At 62.4% G+C, this 18,171-nt stretch carries 15 protein-coding genes and 1 pseudogene; 10 read left to right on the forward strand and 6 right to left on the reverse strand.

The window, feature by feature from the left end; all coding sequences use genetic code 11:
* Positions 1–136 precede the first annotated feature (136 nt).
* The 5 genes from L0U83_RS33075 (at position 137) to L0U83_RS33095 (ending at position 5,678) form a co-directional block, all read left to right on the forward strand.
* Positions 137–574 carry a MarR family winged helix-turn-helix transcriptional regulator gene (locus L0U83_RS33075; RefSeq protein ID WP_233888379.1) on the forward strand — a complete coding sequence of 146 codons (438 nt, stop codon included), beginning with the start codon at positions 137–139 and terminating at the stop codon, positions 572–574.
* Between the two features lie 87 nt (positions 575–661).
* On the forward strand, positions 662–2,224 hold the full coding sequence (locus tag L0U83_RS33080; protein WP_233888380.1) for a DHA2 family efflux MFS transporter permease subunit: 1,563 nt from the start codon (positions 662–664) through the stop codon (positions 2,222–2,224).
* Between the two features lie 106 nt (positions 2,225–2,330).
* Complete coding sequence (locus tag L0U83_RS33085; protein WP_233889117.1) at positions 2,331–2,768, forward strand: MarR family winged helix-turn-helix transcriptional regulator; 438 nt, start codon at positions 2,331–2,333, stop codon at positions 2,766–2,768.
* Between the two features lie 56 nt (positions 2,769–2,824).
* On the forward strand, positions 2,825–4,348 hold the full coding sequence (locus tag L0U83_RS33090) for an efflux transporter outer membrane subunit (protein WP_233888381.1): 1,524 nt from the start codon (positions 2,825–2,827) through the stop codon (positions 4,346–4,348).
* Between the two features lie 34 nt (positions 4,349–4,382).
* Positions 4,383–5,678: an HlyD family secretion protein gene (locus L0U83_RS33095; RefSeq protein WP_233888382.1), complete on the forward strand. Its 1,296-nt coding sequence runs from the start codon at positions 4,383–4,385 to the stop codon at positions 5,676–5,678.
* On the opposite strand, the gene L0U83_RS33100 is transcribed toward L0U83_RS33095, so the two are convergent.
* The 4 genes from L0U83_RS33100 to L0U83_RS33115 are packed head-to-tail and all read right to left on the reverse strand — an operon-like array spanning position 5,675 to position 10,443.
* Positions 5,675–6,619, reverse strand: coding sequence for a LysR family transcriptional regulator (locus L0U83_RS33100; protein WP_233888383.1), 945 nt, complete (start codon positions 6,617–6,619; stop codon positions 5,675–5,677). The two genes, L0U83_RS33095 and L0U83_RS33100, sit on opposite strands and share 4 nt — an antisense overlap.
* Before the next feature lie 59 nt (positions 6,620–6,678).
* Positions 6,679–6,978, reverse strand: a complete 300-nt coding sequence (locus tag L0U83_RS33105; protein ID WP_233888384.1) for an ArsR/SmtB family transcription factor — start codon at positions 6,976–6,978, stop codon at positions 6,679–6,681.
* 27 nt (positions 6,979–7,005) lie between these two features.
* Positions 7,006–7,584, reverse strand: coding sequence for an AraC family transcriptional regulator (locus L0U83_RS33110; RefSeq protein ID WP_233888385.1), 579 nt, complete (start codon positions 7,582–7,584; stop codon positions 7,006–7,008).
* A 6-nt stretch (positions 7,585–7,590) separates the two neighbouring features.
* Positions 7,591–10,443, reverse strand: a complete 2,853-nt coding sequence (locus L0U83_RS33115; protein ID WP_233888386.1) for a 2-oxoglutarate dehydrogenase E1 component — start codon at positions 10,441–10,443, stop codon at positions 7,591–7,593.
* Between the two features lie 419 nt (positions 10,444–10,862).
* Between L0U83_RS33115 and L0U83_RS33120 the strand changes: the two genes are divergently transcribed.
* On the forward strand, positions 10,863–11,828 hold the full coding sequence (locus L0U83_RS33120) for a GlxA family transcriptional regulator (protein WP_233888387.1): 966 nt from the start codon (positions 10,863–10,865) through the stop codon (positions 11,826–11,828).
* Between the two features lie 10 nt (positions 11,829–11,838).
* A complete protein-coding gene (mug, locus tag L0U83_RS33125) occupies positions 11,839–12,381 on the forward strand; it encodes a G/U mismatch-specific DNA glycosylase (RefSeq protein WP_373321159.1) in 543 nt (180 codons plus the stop codon).
* On the opposite strand, the gene L0U83_RS33130 is transcribed toward mug, so the two are convergent.
* Together L0U83_RS33130 and L0U83_RS40730 are read right to left on the reverse strand one after the other, a co-directional pair.
* Positions 12,339–13,112 carry a LysR substrate-binding domain-containing protein gene (locus tag L0U83_RS33130; protein ID WP_308445104.1) on the reverse strand — a complete coding sequence of 258 codons (774 nt, stop codon included), beginning with the start codon at positions 13,110–13,112 and terminating at the stop codon, positions 12,339–12,341. The genes mug and L0U83_RS33130 overlap by 43 nt on opposite strands.
* Before the next feature lie 96 nt (positions 13,113–13,208).
* Positions 13,209–13,382, reverse strand: a pseudogene (locus tag L0U83_RS40730) (helix-turn-helix domain-containing protein); the annotation flags it as partial.
* Positions 13,383–13,883: 501 nt separating this feature from the next.
* On the opposite strand from L0U83_RS40730, the gene L0U83_RS33135 reads away from it, so the two are divergent.
* Genes L0U83_RS33135 through L0U83_RS33145 form a run of 3 tightly spaced genes read left to right on the forward strand, consistent with a single transcriptional unit; the run spans position 13,884 to position 18,127 of the window.
* Positions 13,884–15,506 (forward strand): MFS transporter, encoded by a 1,623-nt coding sequence (locus L0U83_RS33135; RefSeq protein ID WP_233888389.1) that lies wholly within the window; start codon positions 13,884–13,886, stop codon positions 15,504–15,506.
* Between the two features lie 12 nt (positions 15,507–15,518).
* Positions 15,519–16,607 carry an HlyD family secretion protein gene (locus tag L0U83_RS33140; RefSeq protein WP_233888390.1) on the forward strand — a complete coding sequence of 363 codons (1,089 nt, stop codon included), beginning with the start codon at positions 15,519–15,521 and terminating at the stop codon, positions 16,605–16,607.
* Positions 16,604–18,127 carry an efflux transporter outer membrane subunit gene (locus L0U83_RS33145; protein WP_233888391.1) on the forward strand — a complete coding sequence of 508 codons (1,524 nt, stop codon included), beginning with the start codon at positions 16,604–16,606 and terminating at the stop codon, positions 18,125–18,127. The genes L0U83_RS33140 and L0U83_RS33145 overlap by 4 nt, the downstream gene beginning before the upstream one ends.
* Positions 18,128–18,171 lie beyond the last annotated feature (44 nt).

An 18,171-nucleotide genomic window follows, 5' to 3' on the forward strand; every position in this document is an offset into this window, starting at 1 on the left:
GTGTATCGCGTCCCGCCGAGCGGGCGGTTGAGCGCCGGTGCGAGACGCGGATTGGTCACGAGCGGCCTCGGAAACTTGCTTGCACACATCTGCAATGTCAGATATAGTCCGCATCAGATATCGAGGAGGGCAATCGATGAACGATCCCGTCAATGAAGACTTCGAGCGCACGCAGAAACTGGTGTTCGTGCTGGGTCAGGCGCATCACCTGATGGCCACTGAACTCAGGGCAGGGCTCAAGGACGCCGGGCTGAACCTGCAGGAGCGCGGCATTCTGCTGACGCTCGCATGCGGCAGTGCAAAAACGCCGGCGGCACTGGCGAAGCGCCTTGGCGTCCACCCGGCCCGGATGACGCGCGTGCTGGACAAACTCGAAACCAGCGGGCTCGTCGAGCGCTCGCGCAATGGCGCGGACCGGCGCCTCGTGGACATTTCGTTGACGCGAGAGGGCCACTCGGTGGCGGCCCGAAACGCAGACGTTGCTCCGGGCGCCTGGAGCGAGCGGCTTTCGCACTTCTCGCAGTCCGACTTCGACGCCTTGAGCACGCTGCTCTCCAGATTGCTTCATGGTTAAGGCGGCATTTTTTTGCCCAATTATCAGACATGTCAGATAACTGCCCGTGCTTGACGGGACATTCGCATCCAGACGAGAGAACCTAACATGAATCCATCGACCAACCCAGGCGTGCCCGCCCAGCTGACGGGGATGAAGTTCGCACTCGGCACCTTCGCCGTGGCGCTCGCCACCTTCATGAATGTGCTGGATTCGTCGATCGCAAACGTCGCGATTCCCACGCTCTCCGGCAACCTCGGCGTGTCGATCGACGAAGGCACGTGGGTCATCACGCTCTTTGCAGCGGCCAATGCAGTGTCCATTCCGTTGACCGGGTGGCTTACGCAGCGCGTCGGCCAGGTCAAGCTGTTCGTCTGGGCGATCCTGCTGTTCGTGCTCTCGTCGGCGGCCTGCGGCCTGGCGCCCAACCTGCTGACGCTGCTAGTGGCCCGTATCGTTCAGGGCGCGGTGGCGGGGCCGCTCGTGCCGCTGTCGCAGGCCTTGCTGCTCGCTTCGTTTCCCAAGGAGAAAAGCTCGAACGCGCTGGCGCTGTGGGCGATGACAGCAACCGTGGGACCGATCGCGGGCCCGGCGCTCGGCGGCTGGATCACCGACAGCTACAGCTGGTCCTGGATCTTCTACATCAATGTGCCCGTGGGCCTCTTCGCCGCCGGCGTGATCTGGGCGATCTACCGCGACCGCGAGACGCCGGCGCGCAAACTGCCGATCGACAAGGTCGGGCTGATCTCGCTCATTGCCTGGGTCGCGCCGTTGCAGATCATGCTCGACAAGGGCAAGGATCTCGACTGGTTCAGCTCGCCGGTGATCTGGGCGCTCACCATCGTCGCCGCGGTCAGCTTCGTCTTCTTCCTGATCTGGGAATTGACTGAGGAAAAGCCGATCGTCAACTTGCGGCTGTTCACCAAACGCAACTTCCTCGGCGGCACGGTTGCGATCTCGGTCGCGTATGCGATCTTCTTTGCAAACCTCGTGATCCTGCCGCAGTGGATCCAGGGCTTTCTCGGCTACCGCGCGGTGGATGCGGGGCTCGTCACCGCGCCATTGGGAATTTTCGCCGTGATCCTGGCCCCCGTGATGGGCAAGGTCATGCCGCGCTCCGACCTGCGGGTGCTCGCCACCCTGGCGTTCGTTGGCTTCGCTGCCGTGTTCTTCATGCGCTCGAACTATACGACCGGCGTCGATGCCTGGACGCTGGTTTTGCCGACGCTGCTGCAAGGCATTCCAACGGCGCTGTTCTTTACGCCGCTCACCGGCATCATCCTCTCGGGTCTGCGGCCCGACGAGATTCCGGCAGCCGCGGGTCTGTCCAACTTCGCGCGCATCTTCGCCGGCGCCGTGGGCACGTCGCTCATGAGCAACGCCTGGAACGACCGCACGATCCTCCATCACGCGCGGCTCGCCGAGCAAACGAGCGTGGAAAATCCCGCTTTCACCGGCGCGATTGCGCACCTGCAGGCGGCGCTGGGTGGCGGCGTTCCGAAGGCCACGGCCTTCTACGAAAGTGCGCTCAACGCGCAGGCCACCATGCTGGGCTTGAACGACATCTTCTGGATATCGGCGGTGATCTTTATCGTCATCATCCCGCTGATCTGGGTGACGAGGCCGGTCAAGGGCGGTGGTGCGGGCGCGGCAGGCGCTGGCGGACACTGAATACTGCAGTTGAACCCGGTCCAGAGGGCAAATCCGTCTCGCGTGTTTTTTCTTGACAATATCTGATAATGCAGATATTGTGATGTTCAACACGGAGGATGTCGCGATGGACCACTACACCACGAGAAATTTCATGCTCACGGAAAGTGTCGGCTTCAGGATCGTGAAGGCGCGCAATCTGGTCGTCGCGGAAATGGACGCGGCGCTCAAGGACCTCGACATCACGGGCCAGCAAATGGGTATTCTGCTTTCGCTGAAGCAGGGTGTGGCGACCACGCCGTTCGAACTGTCGAAACTGCTCGGCATCGACACGGGCCTGATGACGCGAATGCTGGACAAGCTGGAAACCAAGGGTCTGCTGGAGCGTTCCCGCGACGCAGACGACCGCCGTGTGGTCAATCTCCACCTCACGGCAAAGGGCCAGGAAACGGCGACGCAGATTCCGGAAGTCGCGCCGCATGTGCTGAACGCGCGCCTGCGCAAATTCACGAAGGCGGAGTTTGTCGAGTTGAACCGCCTGCTTCGCAAGTTCACAGACGACTGAACGGTGCGGCCCTGGTGCCGCGCTTTTTTTCGACCATTAATCTGATTTGTCAGAAAATGAAACCGCAGACTTCTGAATCAAGCATTGGTGCCCGTACGCTGAAGCTGGGTGTATCGGCGATCGCAATGGCCGCGCTGGCGGCATGCGCAAACTATGCGGGCATCCACAGCGACGCGAAGATGGCCCAGCCGCAACAGTTCGAAACGGCGCAGAGTTTGCCGCAAGAGCAGGGCCACTGGCCGTCCGCTGATTGGGTCGACCAGTTCGGCGACGCGCAACTGAAGGCGCTGATTGCCGAAGCGCTGCAGGGCAGCCCGACGATCGCGCAGGCCAAGGCGCGGGTGGCGCAGGCGCAAGCCTATAGCGAGACCGCGAAGGCGGGCACGCTGCCGCGCGTCGACGCCAGCTACACGCTCACGCGCCAGCAGTTCAGCAGCACCGCGCTGATTCCGCCGCCGTACGCGGGCTCGTGGCAGACCGAAAACAAGGGCCTGCTCACCGCTTCCTACGATCTCGATCTGTGGGGCAAGAACCGCGAGGCGCTGCGGGCAGCCGTTTCGGAGACGGCCGCGAGCGAGGCCGACGAGGAGGTGGTCAAGCTCACGCTGGACACCTCGATCGCGCGTACCTATAACGAGCTGGCGCGGCTCTACGCATTGCGCGACATCGCGCAGGCAGAAGTCACGCGCCGCGAGCAGATCGACAGCATCACGGCGGCCCGCATTGCCACGGGCCTCGACACGCAAGTGGAACGCAAGACGGCGCAGGCGAACCTGGCGACGAGCCGCTCGCGGGTGAGCGCGCTCGACGGCAGCATTCTGACCACGCGTTACCAATTGGCCGCGTTGATGGGCAAAGGCCCCGACCGGGGACTCGCGATCACGCGGCCAACGCTTGGCGTGGGCGACGAGGTCCGTTTGCCGGACAACCTGCCCGCCGACCTCGTGAGCCGCCGCCCTGATATCGTCGCGGCGCGCTGGCGTGTCGACGCGATCACGCACGAGGTGAAGGAGGCGAAGGCTGAGTTCTATCCGGACATCAACCTGAGCGCGGCACTTGGTCTCGACGCGTTCGGTTTCGGCCGATTCCTGACTGCCGCGAGCCGCACGGCATCGGTGGGCCCCGCAGTCCACCTGCCGATCTTCGACGGTGGCGAACTGCGCGCGCAACTGAAGGGCCGCTACGCCGAGTTCGACTACGCGGTGGCCGCCTACGACCAGACACTCATTGGCGCGCTGAGCGGCGTGGCCACACAGCTCGCACAGATCCGTTCGAGCGACGCGCAGCTCGTCGATGCGCAAACCGCGCAGCAGGCGGCGCGCGACGCTGACCAGCTCGCGATCACGCAATACAAGGGCGGACTGACCAATCAGCTCACTGTGCTCAACGCCGACGTCACCGCGCTGAATGCCGACGAAGCGATCGCCAACCTGAAGATGGATCGCCGCGACCAGCAGATCGCGCTGGCATCGGATCTGGGTGGCGGCTATGTCGACACCTCAGCCGATACCGGCCACCGCGCGGACGTAGCCGCGCAACCCAACCCTCAAGCCAATTCCGTTATTGCCGCCGCACGTTGAACGGCATGTTTGCAAACCCGTCAGGAGAACTGAAATGAGCGAAACGATCACGACCGACCGCGAGGCGGTGGATCAACTCGACGAGAAGAAAGGCGGCGCGCAAGCGGCCCCGGCGCACGGCGACAAGCAGCCCACGCCCCCGGGCCGCCGCAAGCGCCTGATCGCGCTGCTCGGCGCCGTCACCTTGATTGCGGGCGCGGCGTATGGCGCGTACTACTTCACGGAAGGCCGCTTTCACGAATCGACCGACGACGCCTACGTGAGCGGCAATCTCGTGCAGCTCACGCCGCAGGTCACTGGCACGGTGGTTGCCGTCAACGCCGACGACACGCAGATCGTGAAGGAGGGCGACCCTGTCGTGACGCTGGATCCGGCGGACGCAAGAATCGCGCTGTCCGATGCCGAAGCGTTGCTCGGCCAGACCGTGCGCCGTGTGAGCGGCCTCTACGTCAACAACGACTTCTATGCGGCAAACGTGGCGCAACGCGAATCGGACCTTGCGCGCGCCAATGACGATCTGCGCCGGCGCGTGGCAGTCGAGGCTTCGGGCGCCGTTTCCGCCGAGGATATCGCTCACGCCCGCGACGCCGTGCAGGCCGCGCAGGCCGCGCTCGACGCAGCACGCCAGCAAGGCGCGGCCAATCATGCGCTGACTGATCGCACGTCGGTCGAACAGCATCCGGATGTGCAGGCGGCCGCCTCGAAAGTGCGCGCGGCGTGGCTCGCGTATGCGCGCGATACCTTGCCGGCGCCGGTGACAGGCTATGTGGCGCAGCGTCAGGTGCAGGTTGGCCAGCGCGTGGCACCCGGCACGCCGCTCATGGCGATCGTGCCGCTCAACGGCGTGTGGGTGGACGCGAACTTCAAGGAAGTGCAGCTCAAGCACATGCGCATTGGCCAGCCGGTGACGCTCACCGCGGATGTCTATGGCTCGGGCGTGAAGTATCACGGCCGTATTGAAGGTTTTTCGGCGGGTACGGGTAGTGCATTCGCGACACTGCCGGCGCAGAACGCAACGGGCAACTGGATCAAGATCGTGCAGCGCCTGCCGGTGCGCATCGCGCTCGATCCGCGCGAACTCGCGGCGCGTCCGTTGCGCATCGGCCTCTCGATGACGGTGGATGCCGATGTGCGCGACGATTCCGGCTCGCGGCTCGGCGCGGCGCAAAATACGCGCTATCGCACCGATGTCTTTGCGCAGTACGATGCGCAAGCCGACGGTGAGATCGAAAAGATCATCAAGCAGAACGAAATAGCGGCGCCCGCCACCGCGTCACAACCCTCACCGCAACGTGTGGCGGCGCGCGATCACAAGGGTACTGCGGGCTAAGGTTGGCAAGCGGACCGGCTCAGCGCTTGCGCATCTGCGGCCAGCGCTTTGGGCACCGCCTCGCGCAGGTAATCCATGAACGTCTTGATCTTGGCGTCGAGGTACTTGCGCGAGGCGTGAACCGCATAAGCGGTGAGCCTCTGCAGACGATACTCCGGCAATACACGCACCAGCGCGCCGCTACCCAGCATGGCGAGAGCCGTCGACATCGGGAGCGCGCCAATGCCCACGCCTTCGCGAAGGGCGACACTCAGTGCATCAGGTAGATTGATTTCGACAGGCGCGTTCGGGAACGCCACCGTCTCCCGGCCGTTGGGGCCGTTCAGATGCCAGCGATCGCGCGGAAAAAACGACGTGACGAACTGCAGGCACGTGTGAGCTTCGAGGTCCTGCACCGTGCGCGGCACGCCGTGTGCGTTCAGATACGCGGGCGCCGCGCACAACACGTTATGGACATCGCCTAGCCGGTGCGACACGAGCCGCGAGTCCGGCAGCTCCGTCGTACTCAATTGAAGCACCACATCGTAGCCGGCTTCGATGATGTCCGGCGTGTGCTGCGACAGCGTCAATTCGACCGACACCGCGGGATAACGCTCGCGATATCGCACGAGCGCCGGAACCACATAGGCCTGGCCGAAACTCGGCGAAGCATGAATGCGCAGCCGCCCTGAAGGCTCGACCTGCGCATTGGCTGCTTCGGCCTCGGCTTCGTCGACGCAGGCGAGTATCCGTTCGCATCGTTCGAGATAGCGCTGGCCCGCTTCGGTCAGCGCGAGCCGACGGGTACTCCGATGAAGCAAACGCGTGCGCAATTGCGACTCGAGTTGCGTGACCGCACGCGACGCATTGGCGGTCTGAATGTTCAGCCGCGAGGCCGCACCCGTAAAGCTTCCTTCTTCCGCTATGCGGACAAAAATCCGCATCATGTCCAACTTGTCCATTGCATGTTTTCCACGGATAGCTTTGCCGTGCGCGCAGGGTTGCGCCACGCCAGATTCTCCTATAAATGCAGGCTAATCTGTTCGGCAAATGTCCGTATCACTTCTTCATTGCGTGAAAGAAACATCCATTGTCCGATGCGCGTCGAAACGAGAAGTCCCGCTTCGACGAGGACGGCAAGGTGCGCCGATACGGTGGACTGCGAAAGCCCACTGCGTGCCTGGATGGCGTGTGCGGGCACGCCGCGACCCAGATCGACATAGCCCGCTGGAAAGGCATTGGCCGGGACCTTCAGCCACGCCAGGATGTCGCGCCGCAGTGGATTGGCGAGTGCCTTATGAATCAGATTCGCATCTATCATGGCGTTCCTTTCGCGCTCACCAGTGCGTCAATGCGGCTGCATCAACAAGGTTCTGGCGATCGTTCCCACGGCACGTTCTCCAAGATCTTCCCGCACGATAGAGAGGGCCAACTGAATACCGGCACTCGCGCCGCCCGCCGAATAGAGGTTGCCGTCCTTCAGGCAGCCAGGATTGGACATGACGTGCACCAGCGGATATTCGGCTGCGAGGCGGCGAGCATCGCGCCAATGCGTGGTCAGCCAGCGGCGGTCGGCAAGACCCGCGCGCGCGAGCAGAAACGCCCCGTTGGAAATGCTGGCCAGCCTGCGCGTAGTGGGCCCGGCATCGCTGAGCCACGCGACGAGTTCGCGATGCTCACGTGCCGGACTACTGGCAGGTGACCCAGGCACCACGACGACGTCGAACGGCGTGCTCGTTTCGAACAAACATTCCGTCGTGCCCACTGCTGTACCGCAGGAAGAGACGACTGGCCCAGGCGAGGTCCCGACGAGGTGCGGTTCATAAAACGCGCTGCCATACAGGCGATTCGCTTCATGAAACACATCCATCGGGCCGCTCACCTCGAGCAGTTGAAAACCCGCGTAGAGCATCATCGCGACACGCATGCGCCGTTACTCCGCGAACGCTTGCTCGACCAGCGCGGCTTGCCTTGCCACGTGCGCCGAATGGTAGCCCGGCGCTGTCGATGCACCGGCATCAGGACCCGCGTAGCGCAGCGTTGCGCCCGAAGGCAGAAGGTCGCGCAACTGCGGCTCGACGAAACTCCATGCGCCCTGGTTGCGCGATTCCTCCTGGCACCAGACCACGGTCTTGAGGCTGGGATAGCGCGCGAGTTCGGCGGCCAACTGTCTTGCGGGAAACGGGTAAAGTTGTTCGACGCGGATGATCGGCGTATCGGTCGCGTTCGCGCGGCGATGCTCGAGCAACTCGAAGTAGACCTTGCCCGTGGCCACGATGACGCGCTCGACGCTGGAAGCCCGCGACGCTTCGAACTGCGTGTCCGGCAGAACTTCGCGGAATTCGCCTGCGCTCAACTCCTCGAACGTGCTGACCGCTTCAGGGTGCCGCAACAGCGACTTCGGCGTCATGACGACAAGCGGGCGGCGATCGGCAGCGAGTGCCTGCATGCGCAGCAAATGGAATAACTGCGCGGGCGTGGTCGGCTGGGCGACGCGCATATTGTCCTGCGCGCTCAGTTGCAAATAACGTTCGAGCCGCGCCGATGCGTGCTCGGGTCCCGCGCCTTCCTGCCCGTGAGGGAGGAGGAGCGTGAGGCCGCTGCGTTGCCCCCACTTGGCGGCAGCAGCAGCGATGAACTGGTCGATCACCACCTGCGCGCCGTTGGCGAAGTCACCGAATTGCGCTTCCCAGATCACCAACGCATCGCGGTTCACTGTTGTGTAGCCGTATTCGAATGCGAGGACAGCCGCCTCGGAGAGGATGGAATTCGTCACGCTAAAACGGCCTTGCGCCTGGTTGCTGGCTTCACCGATATGATCGAGCGGAATATAAACGCCATCCGGACGGTTCATCCGCGTTTGATCGTGCAACACGGCGTGACGATGATTGAACGTCCCGCGCGCGCTATCTTGCCCGCTCAGTCGAACGCCGATCCCAGCGCCGAGCAGCGAAGCGAATGCCAGATGCTCGCCCATGCCCCAATCGAGCGGACGTTTTCCAGCAGCCATTTCCTGACGTGAGTTCATCATCCGCTTGACGAGTGGATGAAGCGAAAGGCCTTCAGGAACGGTCGAAATCTGCTGCGCGAGGCCGCGCAGCGCCTCGGCCGAAGGGGAAGAATGGGGAGCGGGGTTTGCCGGTTCGTTCGGCAAGGAACGCTCGCCCGCTTCCGGTTGTTCACCGGAAACGTCGGAGCCATCGGTTTCATTCGCGCGCTTGAGAAGGTCACGGCGCGTGCTGAGATAGCTCTCGGCTTCTTCGGCGGTCACCACACCTTGTTTAATGAGTTTCTGGGCGTACAGCGATCTCACGCCGGGGTGGCTGGCGATCGCGCGATACATCAGCGGTTGCGTGATGCCCGGCGTGTCCTGTTCCTGGTGCCCGTATCTGCGGAAGCACACGAGATCGATGACCACGCTGCGTTTGAACGCCGTGCGATAGTCGAGGGCAAGGCGCACCGCCATCGCGACCGCTTCGGGGTCGTCGCCATTCACATGCAGGATGGGCGCCTCGATCATCTTCGCGATGTCCGTGGTGTAGAACGACGAACGCGTATCGCGTGGATCGGAAGTCGTAAAGCCAATCTGATTGTTGACGACGATATGAACGGTGCCGCCCGTGCCATGTCCGCGCGTATAGGAGAGGCTCAAGGTTTCCATCACGACACCCTGGCCGGACATCGCTGCGTCGCCGTGAATCTCGACCGGCAGAACCTCGACGCCGTCTGTGCTGCCCAGGGCCTCGCCCTTGGCGCGCGCCATGCCTTGCACAACCGGGTTCACGATTTCCAGGTGCGACGGATTGAATGCGAGCATCACTTCAACCGGCCCCTCGGGCGTATCGACCGAACTCGTAAAGCCCTTGTGGTATTTGACGTCGCCTGCGGGAAGTCCTTCGGGATCCTTTCCATCGAACTCATCGAACAGCGCACGCAGTGGTTTGCCCACGATATTCACCAGAACATTCAGGCGTCCGCGGTGCGCCATGCCCATCACCACCGTGCGCACCTTTTTCGAGGCACTTTGCTGGACGACTTCATCGAGCAGCGCGATCAGCGACTCGCCGCCTTCGAGCGAGAACCGCGTTTGTCCGGTGTAGCGCGCGTGAAGGTATTTTTCAAGCCCTTCTGCTGCAGTCAAGCGTTCCAGCAGTCTGCGTTTCTCCGCCACCTGCAGTGATGGCCTCGCTCGCGTGGATTCGAGCTGCATTTGCCACCAGCGCCGTTGCTCCGCATCGGTGAGATGCATGAACTCGGCGCCAAGCGTGCCCGTATAGGTTTCTTCGAGCGCCGTGACGAGTTCTTGCAGCGTGGCATCGTCGTCGAACAGGAACGTATCGGCGGTGCTGAACTTCGTGGACATGTCTGTGGCCGTGAGGCCATAGTAAGCCGCGGTCAACTCGGCGTAGGCGCGCGGCGGTGTCCATGCCAGCGGATCGAGATCGGCCGTGCGCGCGCCGATCATGCGGAACGCGGCGATGAGCGACTGTACCGCCACCTGCTTGCGCGCGAGGGCAAGGCCGGAGTCGTTGGCGACCGTGTTCTCGGCCCGAACGATCGCGCGCGGCGGCCGCTTCGCAAGTTCGACAAAGCTCGAAATAACAGGCGCGTGCGGCTGGTCGTCACGATCACTGCCATCGATAGCGGGCGTTTCGCGCAGCGCATCGAACCACTCGCGCCATTCCGTGGTGACCGCATCCGGGTCAGCCAGGTAAGCTTCGTATTGCTCTTCAACGTAAGGGGCATTGCCCCCGAAGAGGAAAGAGGTCTGACGTTCCTTCAACATGATGAATCTGCCCTTGGTCGTTGCGCGGTCCAAAGTCGGCCGCAACACATGGAGTGACGGCGATAACGCCTGCTACCCGGTACGCCCGGGTTATCTGCCCAGCCGCATTCGTGAACACAAGTCTAGTTAACCGGGGCAGCGGGGGAAATGTGCGCATGGTGCCGGCACCTGCCAATTAGTGGGCGTTTTGGGCCACGCCTGGCCGTTGGCCGATAACCGGCGACGCTCAGGGTCTGGCCGAAGATTTGTTACACCGAAGCAAAATACTTTTTCCGGGGACAGACGGCATTAAATGCCAACGATGCGTTAAGCTGCGCCACGGTCCTCGTTGGGATACGGCGCGTCGAGTTGGCATGCGTCGATCTCGCGCGGGCAAGCTTTACGACGCAAACATAGCTACCACCAGTGAAGGTCACGGCATGAAAGTCGCCATTGTTGTATTCGATGGTGTGCAGGCGCTAGATGTTGCAGGCCCACTCGACGTGTTTGCCGAGGCAAACACGTTTCTCTCCGAGCACCAGCGCTATGAGGTGACGCTCGTGGGACGCGAGCCGGGCACCGTGACCTGCTCGAATGGCATGCAGCTGGCGGTCTCGCTGGGCTATGCCGATCGTGACGTTCAATGGGATCTGCTCCTCGTAGCCGGTGGGCCGCAGTTGCCTGACGTCCATCCATCGAACGAGTTTGTCGCGTGGCTGCAAAGCCAGGCGCGCAGCGCAAGCCGCTTTGGTTCGGTGTGCAACGGCGCATTCGTGCTGGCTCATGCTGGGCTTCTCGATGGCAAGGAAGTGACGACCCACTGGTCGGATGCCGGTCGCCTTTCCAATGAATTCCCGCACGCCAATGTGCAGCCCGACCGGATCTTCGTTCGCGACGGGCGGCTATTCACGTCGGCAGGCGTGACCGCGGGCATCGATTTGTGTCTCGCGCTGGTTGCGGAAGACTGGGGCCACGAACTGGCGGTGCGCGTTGCGAAGCGGTTGGTGGTGTATATCCAGCGCGAAGGCGGCCAGTCCCAGTACAGCCCTTATATCGGCGCTGGCAAGGACGAAGACCCGATACTCAGCAAGGTGTATCGCTACGTGAGCGAACATATCACCGATACGCTTTCGATCGAGGCGCTGGCGAGCGCGGCTGCCGTGAGCCGGCGCACCCTGTCGCGCATATTCGCGAAGAACGCCAAGGTCACGCCCTCCGTATTCGTCGAGCAGGTTCGTGTCGACACGGCGAGGAAACTCCTGGAGGACACGGACGCACCGCTCAAGACGGTCGCATTCAAATGCGGGTTTCATAGCGCCACGCATATGCGAACGACGTTCTCGCGGCGTTTGAACGTCACGCCAAAACAGTATCGCTTGCGTTTTCGCAGGGAGGCGAGTGCGTAGCAACGATTCCGTGGTGGAGCTTGCGCATGCCAGTTCAGTGCAACGCCTGCCCGATATCATCGAACCCGGTTTGGCGGTACTGTTTTGCGGAATCAATCCGGGTATGCGCGCGGCCGCTGCGGGGCACCACTTCGATGGCAGAGGAAACCGGTTCTGGCGCGTTCTCCATCGCGCTGGCTTTACCAAGGAAGAGTTTCGCCCCGAGAATGACCGTGAGGTGCTGCGGTATGGCTTGGGTCTGACTACCGCGGTCTCGCGTGCGACGGCGCGCGCGGATGAACTGTCGAGAGCGGAGATTCAAGCCGCAGCGGCGCAGTTCGAATTGAAGATCCAGCAGTACGCGCCCAGGTTCGTCGCCTTTCTTGGCAAGATGGCGCTTGCCGGGATGTCCGGCAAGCGAGATATCGGATGGGGTTTGCAATCCAGTCAATTCGGCGGCGCACGCGCATGGGTCTTGCCGAACCCGAGCGGCCTGAACCGCGCATTCAGCCTCGACGCACTCGTGAGTGCTTATCGCGAACTTCGCATCGCGGTTGAGTCGTCGGATGAATGATTGAGTGGCGGTAGATATGGCGCATGCGTTGCGCAATCCTGCGCGGATTCGCGATTGCCTTGACTCTTCGTGCATTGACCCTCGGTTGTCACGCCGCCCGCACATTGAAGATATGCATTGTTTCGCAGCGTTTCAGTAACGAACTCCACGAAGGACCGAATCTTTCCGCTCGTCCCGCGTCGTTCGACATGAAGCAGATTGACCGGAGTGGATTCAGGCTCGTATGCCCTCAAGATTGGCACCAGACTTCCGGACGACACTTCGGCTGCGGCCTGATAGGACAGCAACTGTGTGATACCCACGCCGTCTTGCGCCGCCGAAATGGCGGCGGGCGCCAGATTGACGATCATCCGCGGCTGAAGCCGCACGGGGATCTTTGAATTATTCTCGTAAAACATCCACTCGTGCGGTTGGGAAACGCCGGTAAAGGAAACGCAATGGTGGGCGGCCAGGTCTCTCGGATGCATGGGTTCTCCATGCTCGGCGAGATAAGCCTGGGACGCGAAGGTTTGACGCCGCACGGATCCCAGGCGCACCGCGAATGTCGACGAATCTTCGAGATGACCAATACGTATGGCGATATCCACGCCTTCTTCTAGCAGGCGCGTGGGCCGATCGAGGTAAACAGCGTTCACGCTGACGTCGGGGTAGCGCAACGTGTAGGCGTTGACGAGCGGAGCGATGAAGCGCTGGCCGAGTTGGACCGGCGCTGTAATCGTGAGCGTGCCCACAGGGTTCGCGGGGTCGGCTGCAATATGCGACTCCGCGTCGGTGATGCCATCCAGCAGCTTCCGGCAAGCGTCGACGTAAGCGACGCCCGCGTCCGTGGGCCGGACCGAGCGCGTCGTGCGCGCCAGCAGTTGCGCGCCCAGGCGCGCTTCGAGCGAGTTGACCGCTCGCGAAACCGCTGCTCGCGACAAGCCGAATTTCTCGGATGCGGCGCTAAAGCTGCCGCGTTCGATGATGGCTACAAAGACCTCCATCTCGCGTAATCTGTCCATCTTGACGTCCCAATCCAGGTCTCTCGCAAACGGGAAACAAAAGTAAAAGCCGTTGGGCGCTTACCGTTTCCTGGTCGTTTTCAAACCTTGGTGAATCGCGTCTGCCGCGATTCACCCTCGGCCTGAGTCCATACGCCGCGATTCTAAGCATCGTGTGCGGTCCGGTAGCGCCTCGTCACCTGGATTGGCTCAAAAGCGCGCAGAAATGACCCATGCGTAATCAGTGGGGTTTGCTTTGATGCAGCGTACTTACGCTGCAGGGTCGTAAACGGACAACCTGGCAAAATTCTCGTACTAGATGGCCCAAAATCAGGCCAGGCGAGACTTTAAGAAATTGGGTTCATCTCTGACAATAAAGCACTCGGTGAACAGCAACAATGCGCGGCGAACCCATGGCGGCATCATCGCTTCGCGTGAGCAAGCGGGGCACTGAATCGCACCACACTGAAATAGCCACATCAAACAGTACAGCTAACGAAACGAGAGAAGTTGCCAATCGCCATGACGACTGCGAACCCTTTGACGACTGGAACGGCTGCGGCAACGACTCCGCGCTCGCAGGATCAGGGCCCTGTGCGCGAGGCAGCGGCGGCGCAACCAGCTCCCGCGCAAGTGGAGTTCACCGGGCGGATTGTCGTGGGCCTGCTCGGCATGTTGTTCGCTTCGTTGCTGGCTATTCTGAATGAACAGGTCACCGCGTCGGCGATGGCCGATATCCAGGGCGCGTTCCTGATCGGGCATGACGACGGGACGTGGCTAACTTCGCTCTTCGAAGCCGCCAACGTCGCCACGATGGTGTTTGCGCCGTGGTTCGGCATCACCTTTACGCTGAAGCGGTTCACGATCGGCGCCGTGCTCGCCACGATGTTCTTCGGATTGCTCTGCCCGTTTGCCCCGAATCTGGTGTCGCTCTACGTCTTGCGTATCCTCCAGGGAATCGCGGGTGGCTGTCTGCCCCCCATGCTGATCATCGTGGCGCTGCGTTATCTGCCGCCCAAATTCAAGCTGTACGGGCTTGCTGGCTATGCAATGACGGCGACTTTCGGGCCGGCGCTCGGCACACCGCTCGCCGCGTTGTGGACGGAGTTCGTGAGTTGGCGCATGGCGTTCTGGCAAATCATTCCGCTCGGCGTGCTGTGCTGTATTGCGATCCAGCAGGGGCTTCCCGCCGATCCGCTCAAGCTCGAGCGCTTTCGCACGTTCAACTGGATTGGGTTCATTACGGGTTTTCCGGCATTTGCGATACTCGTGACGGGGCTTTTGCAAGGCGATCGGCTCGACTGGTTCAATTCGGCGTTCATCGGATTCATGCTCGGCGCAGGTGGGCTGTTGCTCGTGATATTCCTCGTCAACGAGTGGTTTCAGCCCGTGCCTTTTTTCAAGCTTCAGTTACTCGAGCGCAGGAACTTCGCCCATGGACTCTCGACGCTGCTCGGCACCGTGATCCTGCTGGTGGGCGTCGCGGCAATCCCTGGACAATTTCTCGCCCAGATACATACGTATAGACCGCTGCAGACAGCGCCGCTCTCATTGTTACTGGCAATTCCGTTGCTGGTTACGCTCCCTTTGACGGCCGCCCTGTTGAATACGCGGCGCGCCGATCATCGCTGGGTGATCGCGATAGGTCTGTCCCTGATGTTCGCGACGTTTGCAATGGGAAGCTTCATGACATCCGAGTGGATTCGCGACAACTTCTACCTGATGCAGTCGTTGCAGATCATCGCGCAGCCCATGGTGATCATGTCGATCCTGATGGGCGTCACGACAGGTTTGCCGCCAACGGAAGGGCCGTTTGCTTCGGCCATGTTCAATACGGTCAAGACCTTCGCCGCCGCCATTGCGACGGGGCTGATAGAGGGCGTGGGAACGGCGCGCGAACATTTCCATTCCAGCATGCTCGTCGACCAGTTGGGCAACCGGGCGCTGGTGGCAGGCCCTGGCCTCGACACACCCCAGGCGCTGGGGCAAATCGCGCACCGCATTCACGAGCAGGCCGTCGTTCTGACTTCCGCCGATCTCTATCGTGTGATGGCGTGCGTTGCGCTGATTCTGCTGCTTCTTGTTCCCGTGCTTCCGGTGCGCATCTATCCGCCGTGGAGCACCACGCCGCCCGCTTCAAACTGAGGTAAGTTTTCCATGTCATCGACCAAACCCACCCCCGCACCGTCCAGGCGGAAATGGCTTCGTATTGCCGCAGTGATCGTCGTCGTCGGAATCGCTGCATGGGCCGGCATCAAGCTGTTGTCCCGCTCCAGTTCGGAATCCACGAACGACGCCTACGTCACCGCGGACTTCACGCTCGTCGCGCCCCGAGTCTCGGGGCAGATCACGGACGTCCTGGCGAACGATAACGAGGACGTGAAAGCGGGCCAACTGCTGGTGCGCATCGACGACCGCGATTATCGCGCCGCGTTGATGAGCGCGGAGGCGGAGGTCGCGGGAGCAAAGGCGTCGGTTGCGAACCTCGACGCGCAGATCGCGCGCCAGCCATCGCTCGTCGATCAGGCGCGCGCCACGCTGCGCTCCGACGATGCGTCTATCGGCTTTGCGCGGGCCAACGCAGCGCGCTACCAGAATCTTGCCGCGGCGGGAGCGGGGGCCGCACAGGAGCAACAACAAGCGTCGAGCACGCTCGCCGAGCAGCTTGCACAGCAGTCGCGCGATCAGGCGGTGCTGACGGCCACCGAGCAGAATCTGGACGTCCTGCGCACGGAGCGTGACAAGGCCGCTGGCGCGCTGGAACACGCCGAAGCGGTGCTCGAACAGGCGAAACTCAACCTCTCCTATACGGAGATCCACGCGCCTGTTGACGGCAAAGTGGGACGGCGCTCGGCGCGGGTCGGCGCGTTCGTCACGCCCGGCGCGCCGGTGCTGGCCATCGTGCCGCTTGCGGACGCGTACGTGGTCGCGAACTTCCAGGAGAGCCAGATCACGAACATGCGGCCCGGTGAAAGCGTGCGCGTGACGGTCGACAGCCTTCCCGGCGTCGTGATCCGTGGCCGCATCGACAGCCTGGCGCCGGCGACGGGCGTGAGTTTCGCGCCGATCGCACCCGACAACGCGACGGGCAACTTCACGAAGGTCGTGCAGCGCGTGCCCGTCAAGATCACGATCGACCGCGGGCAGCCGGCAGCAGCGGCACTGAGCGTCGGGCTCTCGGTGGAAGCGGAAGTGGCCGTTGGCCGGGGCGCAGAAGCGACGGCAGAGGGAGCGGAAAGAAAATGAACGCCGGCCCATACTCTATTCGCGCGATCCTCCTCACGGTTCTCGCTTGCCTCGCTATGGCAGGTTGCACGGTCGGTCCCAACTTCGAACCTCCGAAGTCGGCTACGCCAGAAGTCTTCAACCGCACGCAGACAGCGCAAGCGCCGAGCAAGGCCGTAGAAGCGCAGTTCGGTCCGGACTGGTGGACGCTTTTCAACGACCCGGTATTGAACGGCCTTGAAAAGCAACTGGCCGACGCAAACCTGGACGTGGCGCAGGCCTCCGCGCGCTTGCTGCAGAGCCGTGCCGAGCGCCGTGTGGCTGGCGCAGCCGAATATCCGACGCTCGACGCCGCCGCGTCGTATAACCGCGAACGCGGCAGTGAAAACGGCATTCTTTCGCTGCTTGGCGTCACGCCGTCGCAAAGTCAGCCGCTGTCGGCCTCGGGCAGCGCGCCGCTCGGCGTGGCGGCGATGCCGGGCTCGAAGGGCTCGCCTGCCTACAACCTCTACCAGGTTGGCTTCGACGCTTCATGGGAGGTCGACATCTGGGGCCACGTGCGGCGCAGCGTGGAAGAGGCGACGGCGCTTTCCGAAGCCTCGTATGAGGACCGCAACGCGGTCTTGCTGAGCGCACGCGCGGAACTTGCCCGGGACTATATCGAACTGCGCGGCACGCAGGAACTCCTGCAAATCGCCAGGCAAAACCTGGACATTGCCAACGACGCGCTGAAGCTCACGCGGGTACGCGCACATGAGGGCGTCACGACGGATCTCGATGTCTCGAATGCTTCGGCTCAAGTGGAGAATATCGAAAGCCTGATTCCCACACTCGAATCGCACTCCGAAACGACGATCAATGCGATTGGCCTGCTGCTCGGCGAAGAGCCCGGCGCGCTGCGGCAGACGCTCGCCGCAACGCAGGAAGTGCCCGTGCTTCCCGCGCAGGTCCCGATCGGCTTTCCTTCCGAACTCGTGCAGCGCCGGCCGGATATCCGCAGGGCGGGAGCGCAATTGCACGCGGCGACGGCGTCGATTGGCGTAGCGAAGGCCGATTTTTATCCGCGCATCATGCTCAATGGAAGCGCGGGCTTTCAGAGTCTTCAACTCTCGAGTCTGGCGAGTTGGGCGTCGGGGCAGTTTGTCGTGGGCCCTTCCATTACGTTTCCCATTTTCGAAGGCGGACGCCTGAAGGGGACGCTCCAGCTGCGCGAGGCGCAACAACAGGAGGCCGCGATTGCCTACAAGCAGACGGTGCTGCGCGCGTGGCAGGAAGTGGACGATGCGCTGGTCACCTACGACGCCGAACAGCGTCGCCGCGACCGGCTGGCCCAGGCCGTGACCATGAACGAGCGTGGGCTCCAGGTTGCGCGGGAACGGTACAAGGCCGGCGCGCTCGACTACCTCGACGTGTTGAACGTGCAGAAGCAGTTGCTAGAGGCACAAAGCAATCTCGAACAAAGCAGAACCACGGCCGCCACGAATCTCATCACGCTCTGTAAAGCGCTGGGAGGGGGATGGGAGTCGACATATGGCGGGTAATACATAGCACGAGTGGCCGCTTGTATTGGTAAACGCCTCCTGTT

This window comes from Paraburkholderia flagellata (genome assembly GCF_021390645.1).
In the GTDB taxonomy this organism is placed as follows: domain Bacteria; phylum Pseudomonadota; class Gammaproteobacteria; order Burkholderiales; family Burkholderiaceae; genus Paraburkholderia; species Paraburkholderia flagellata.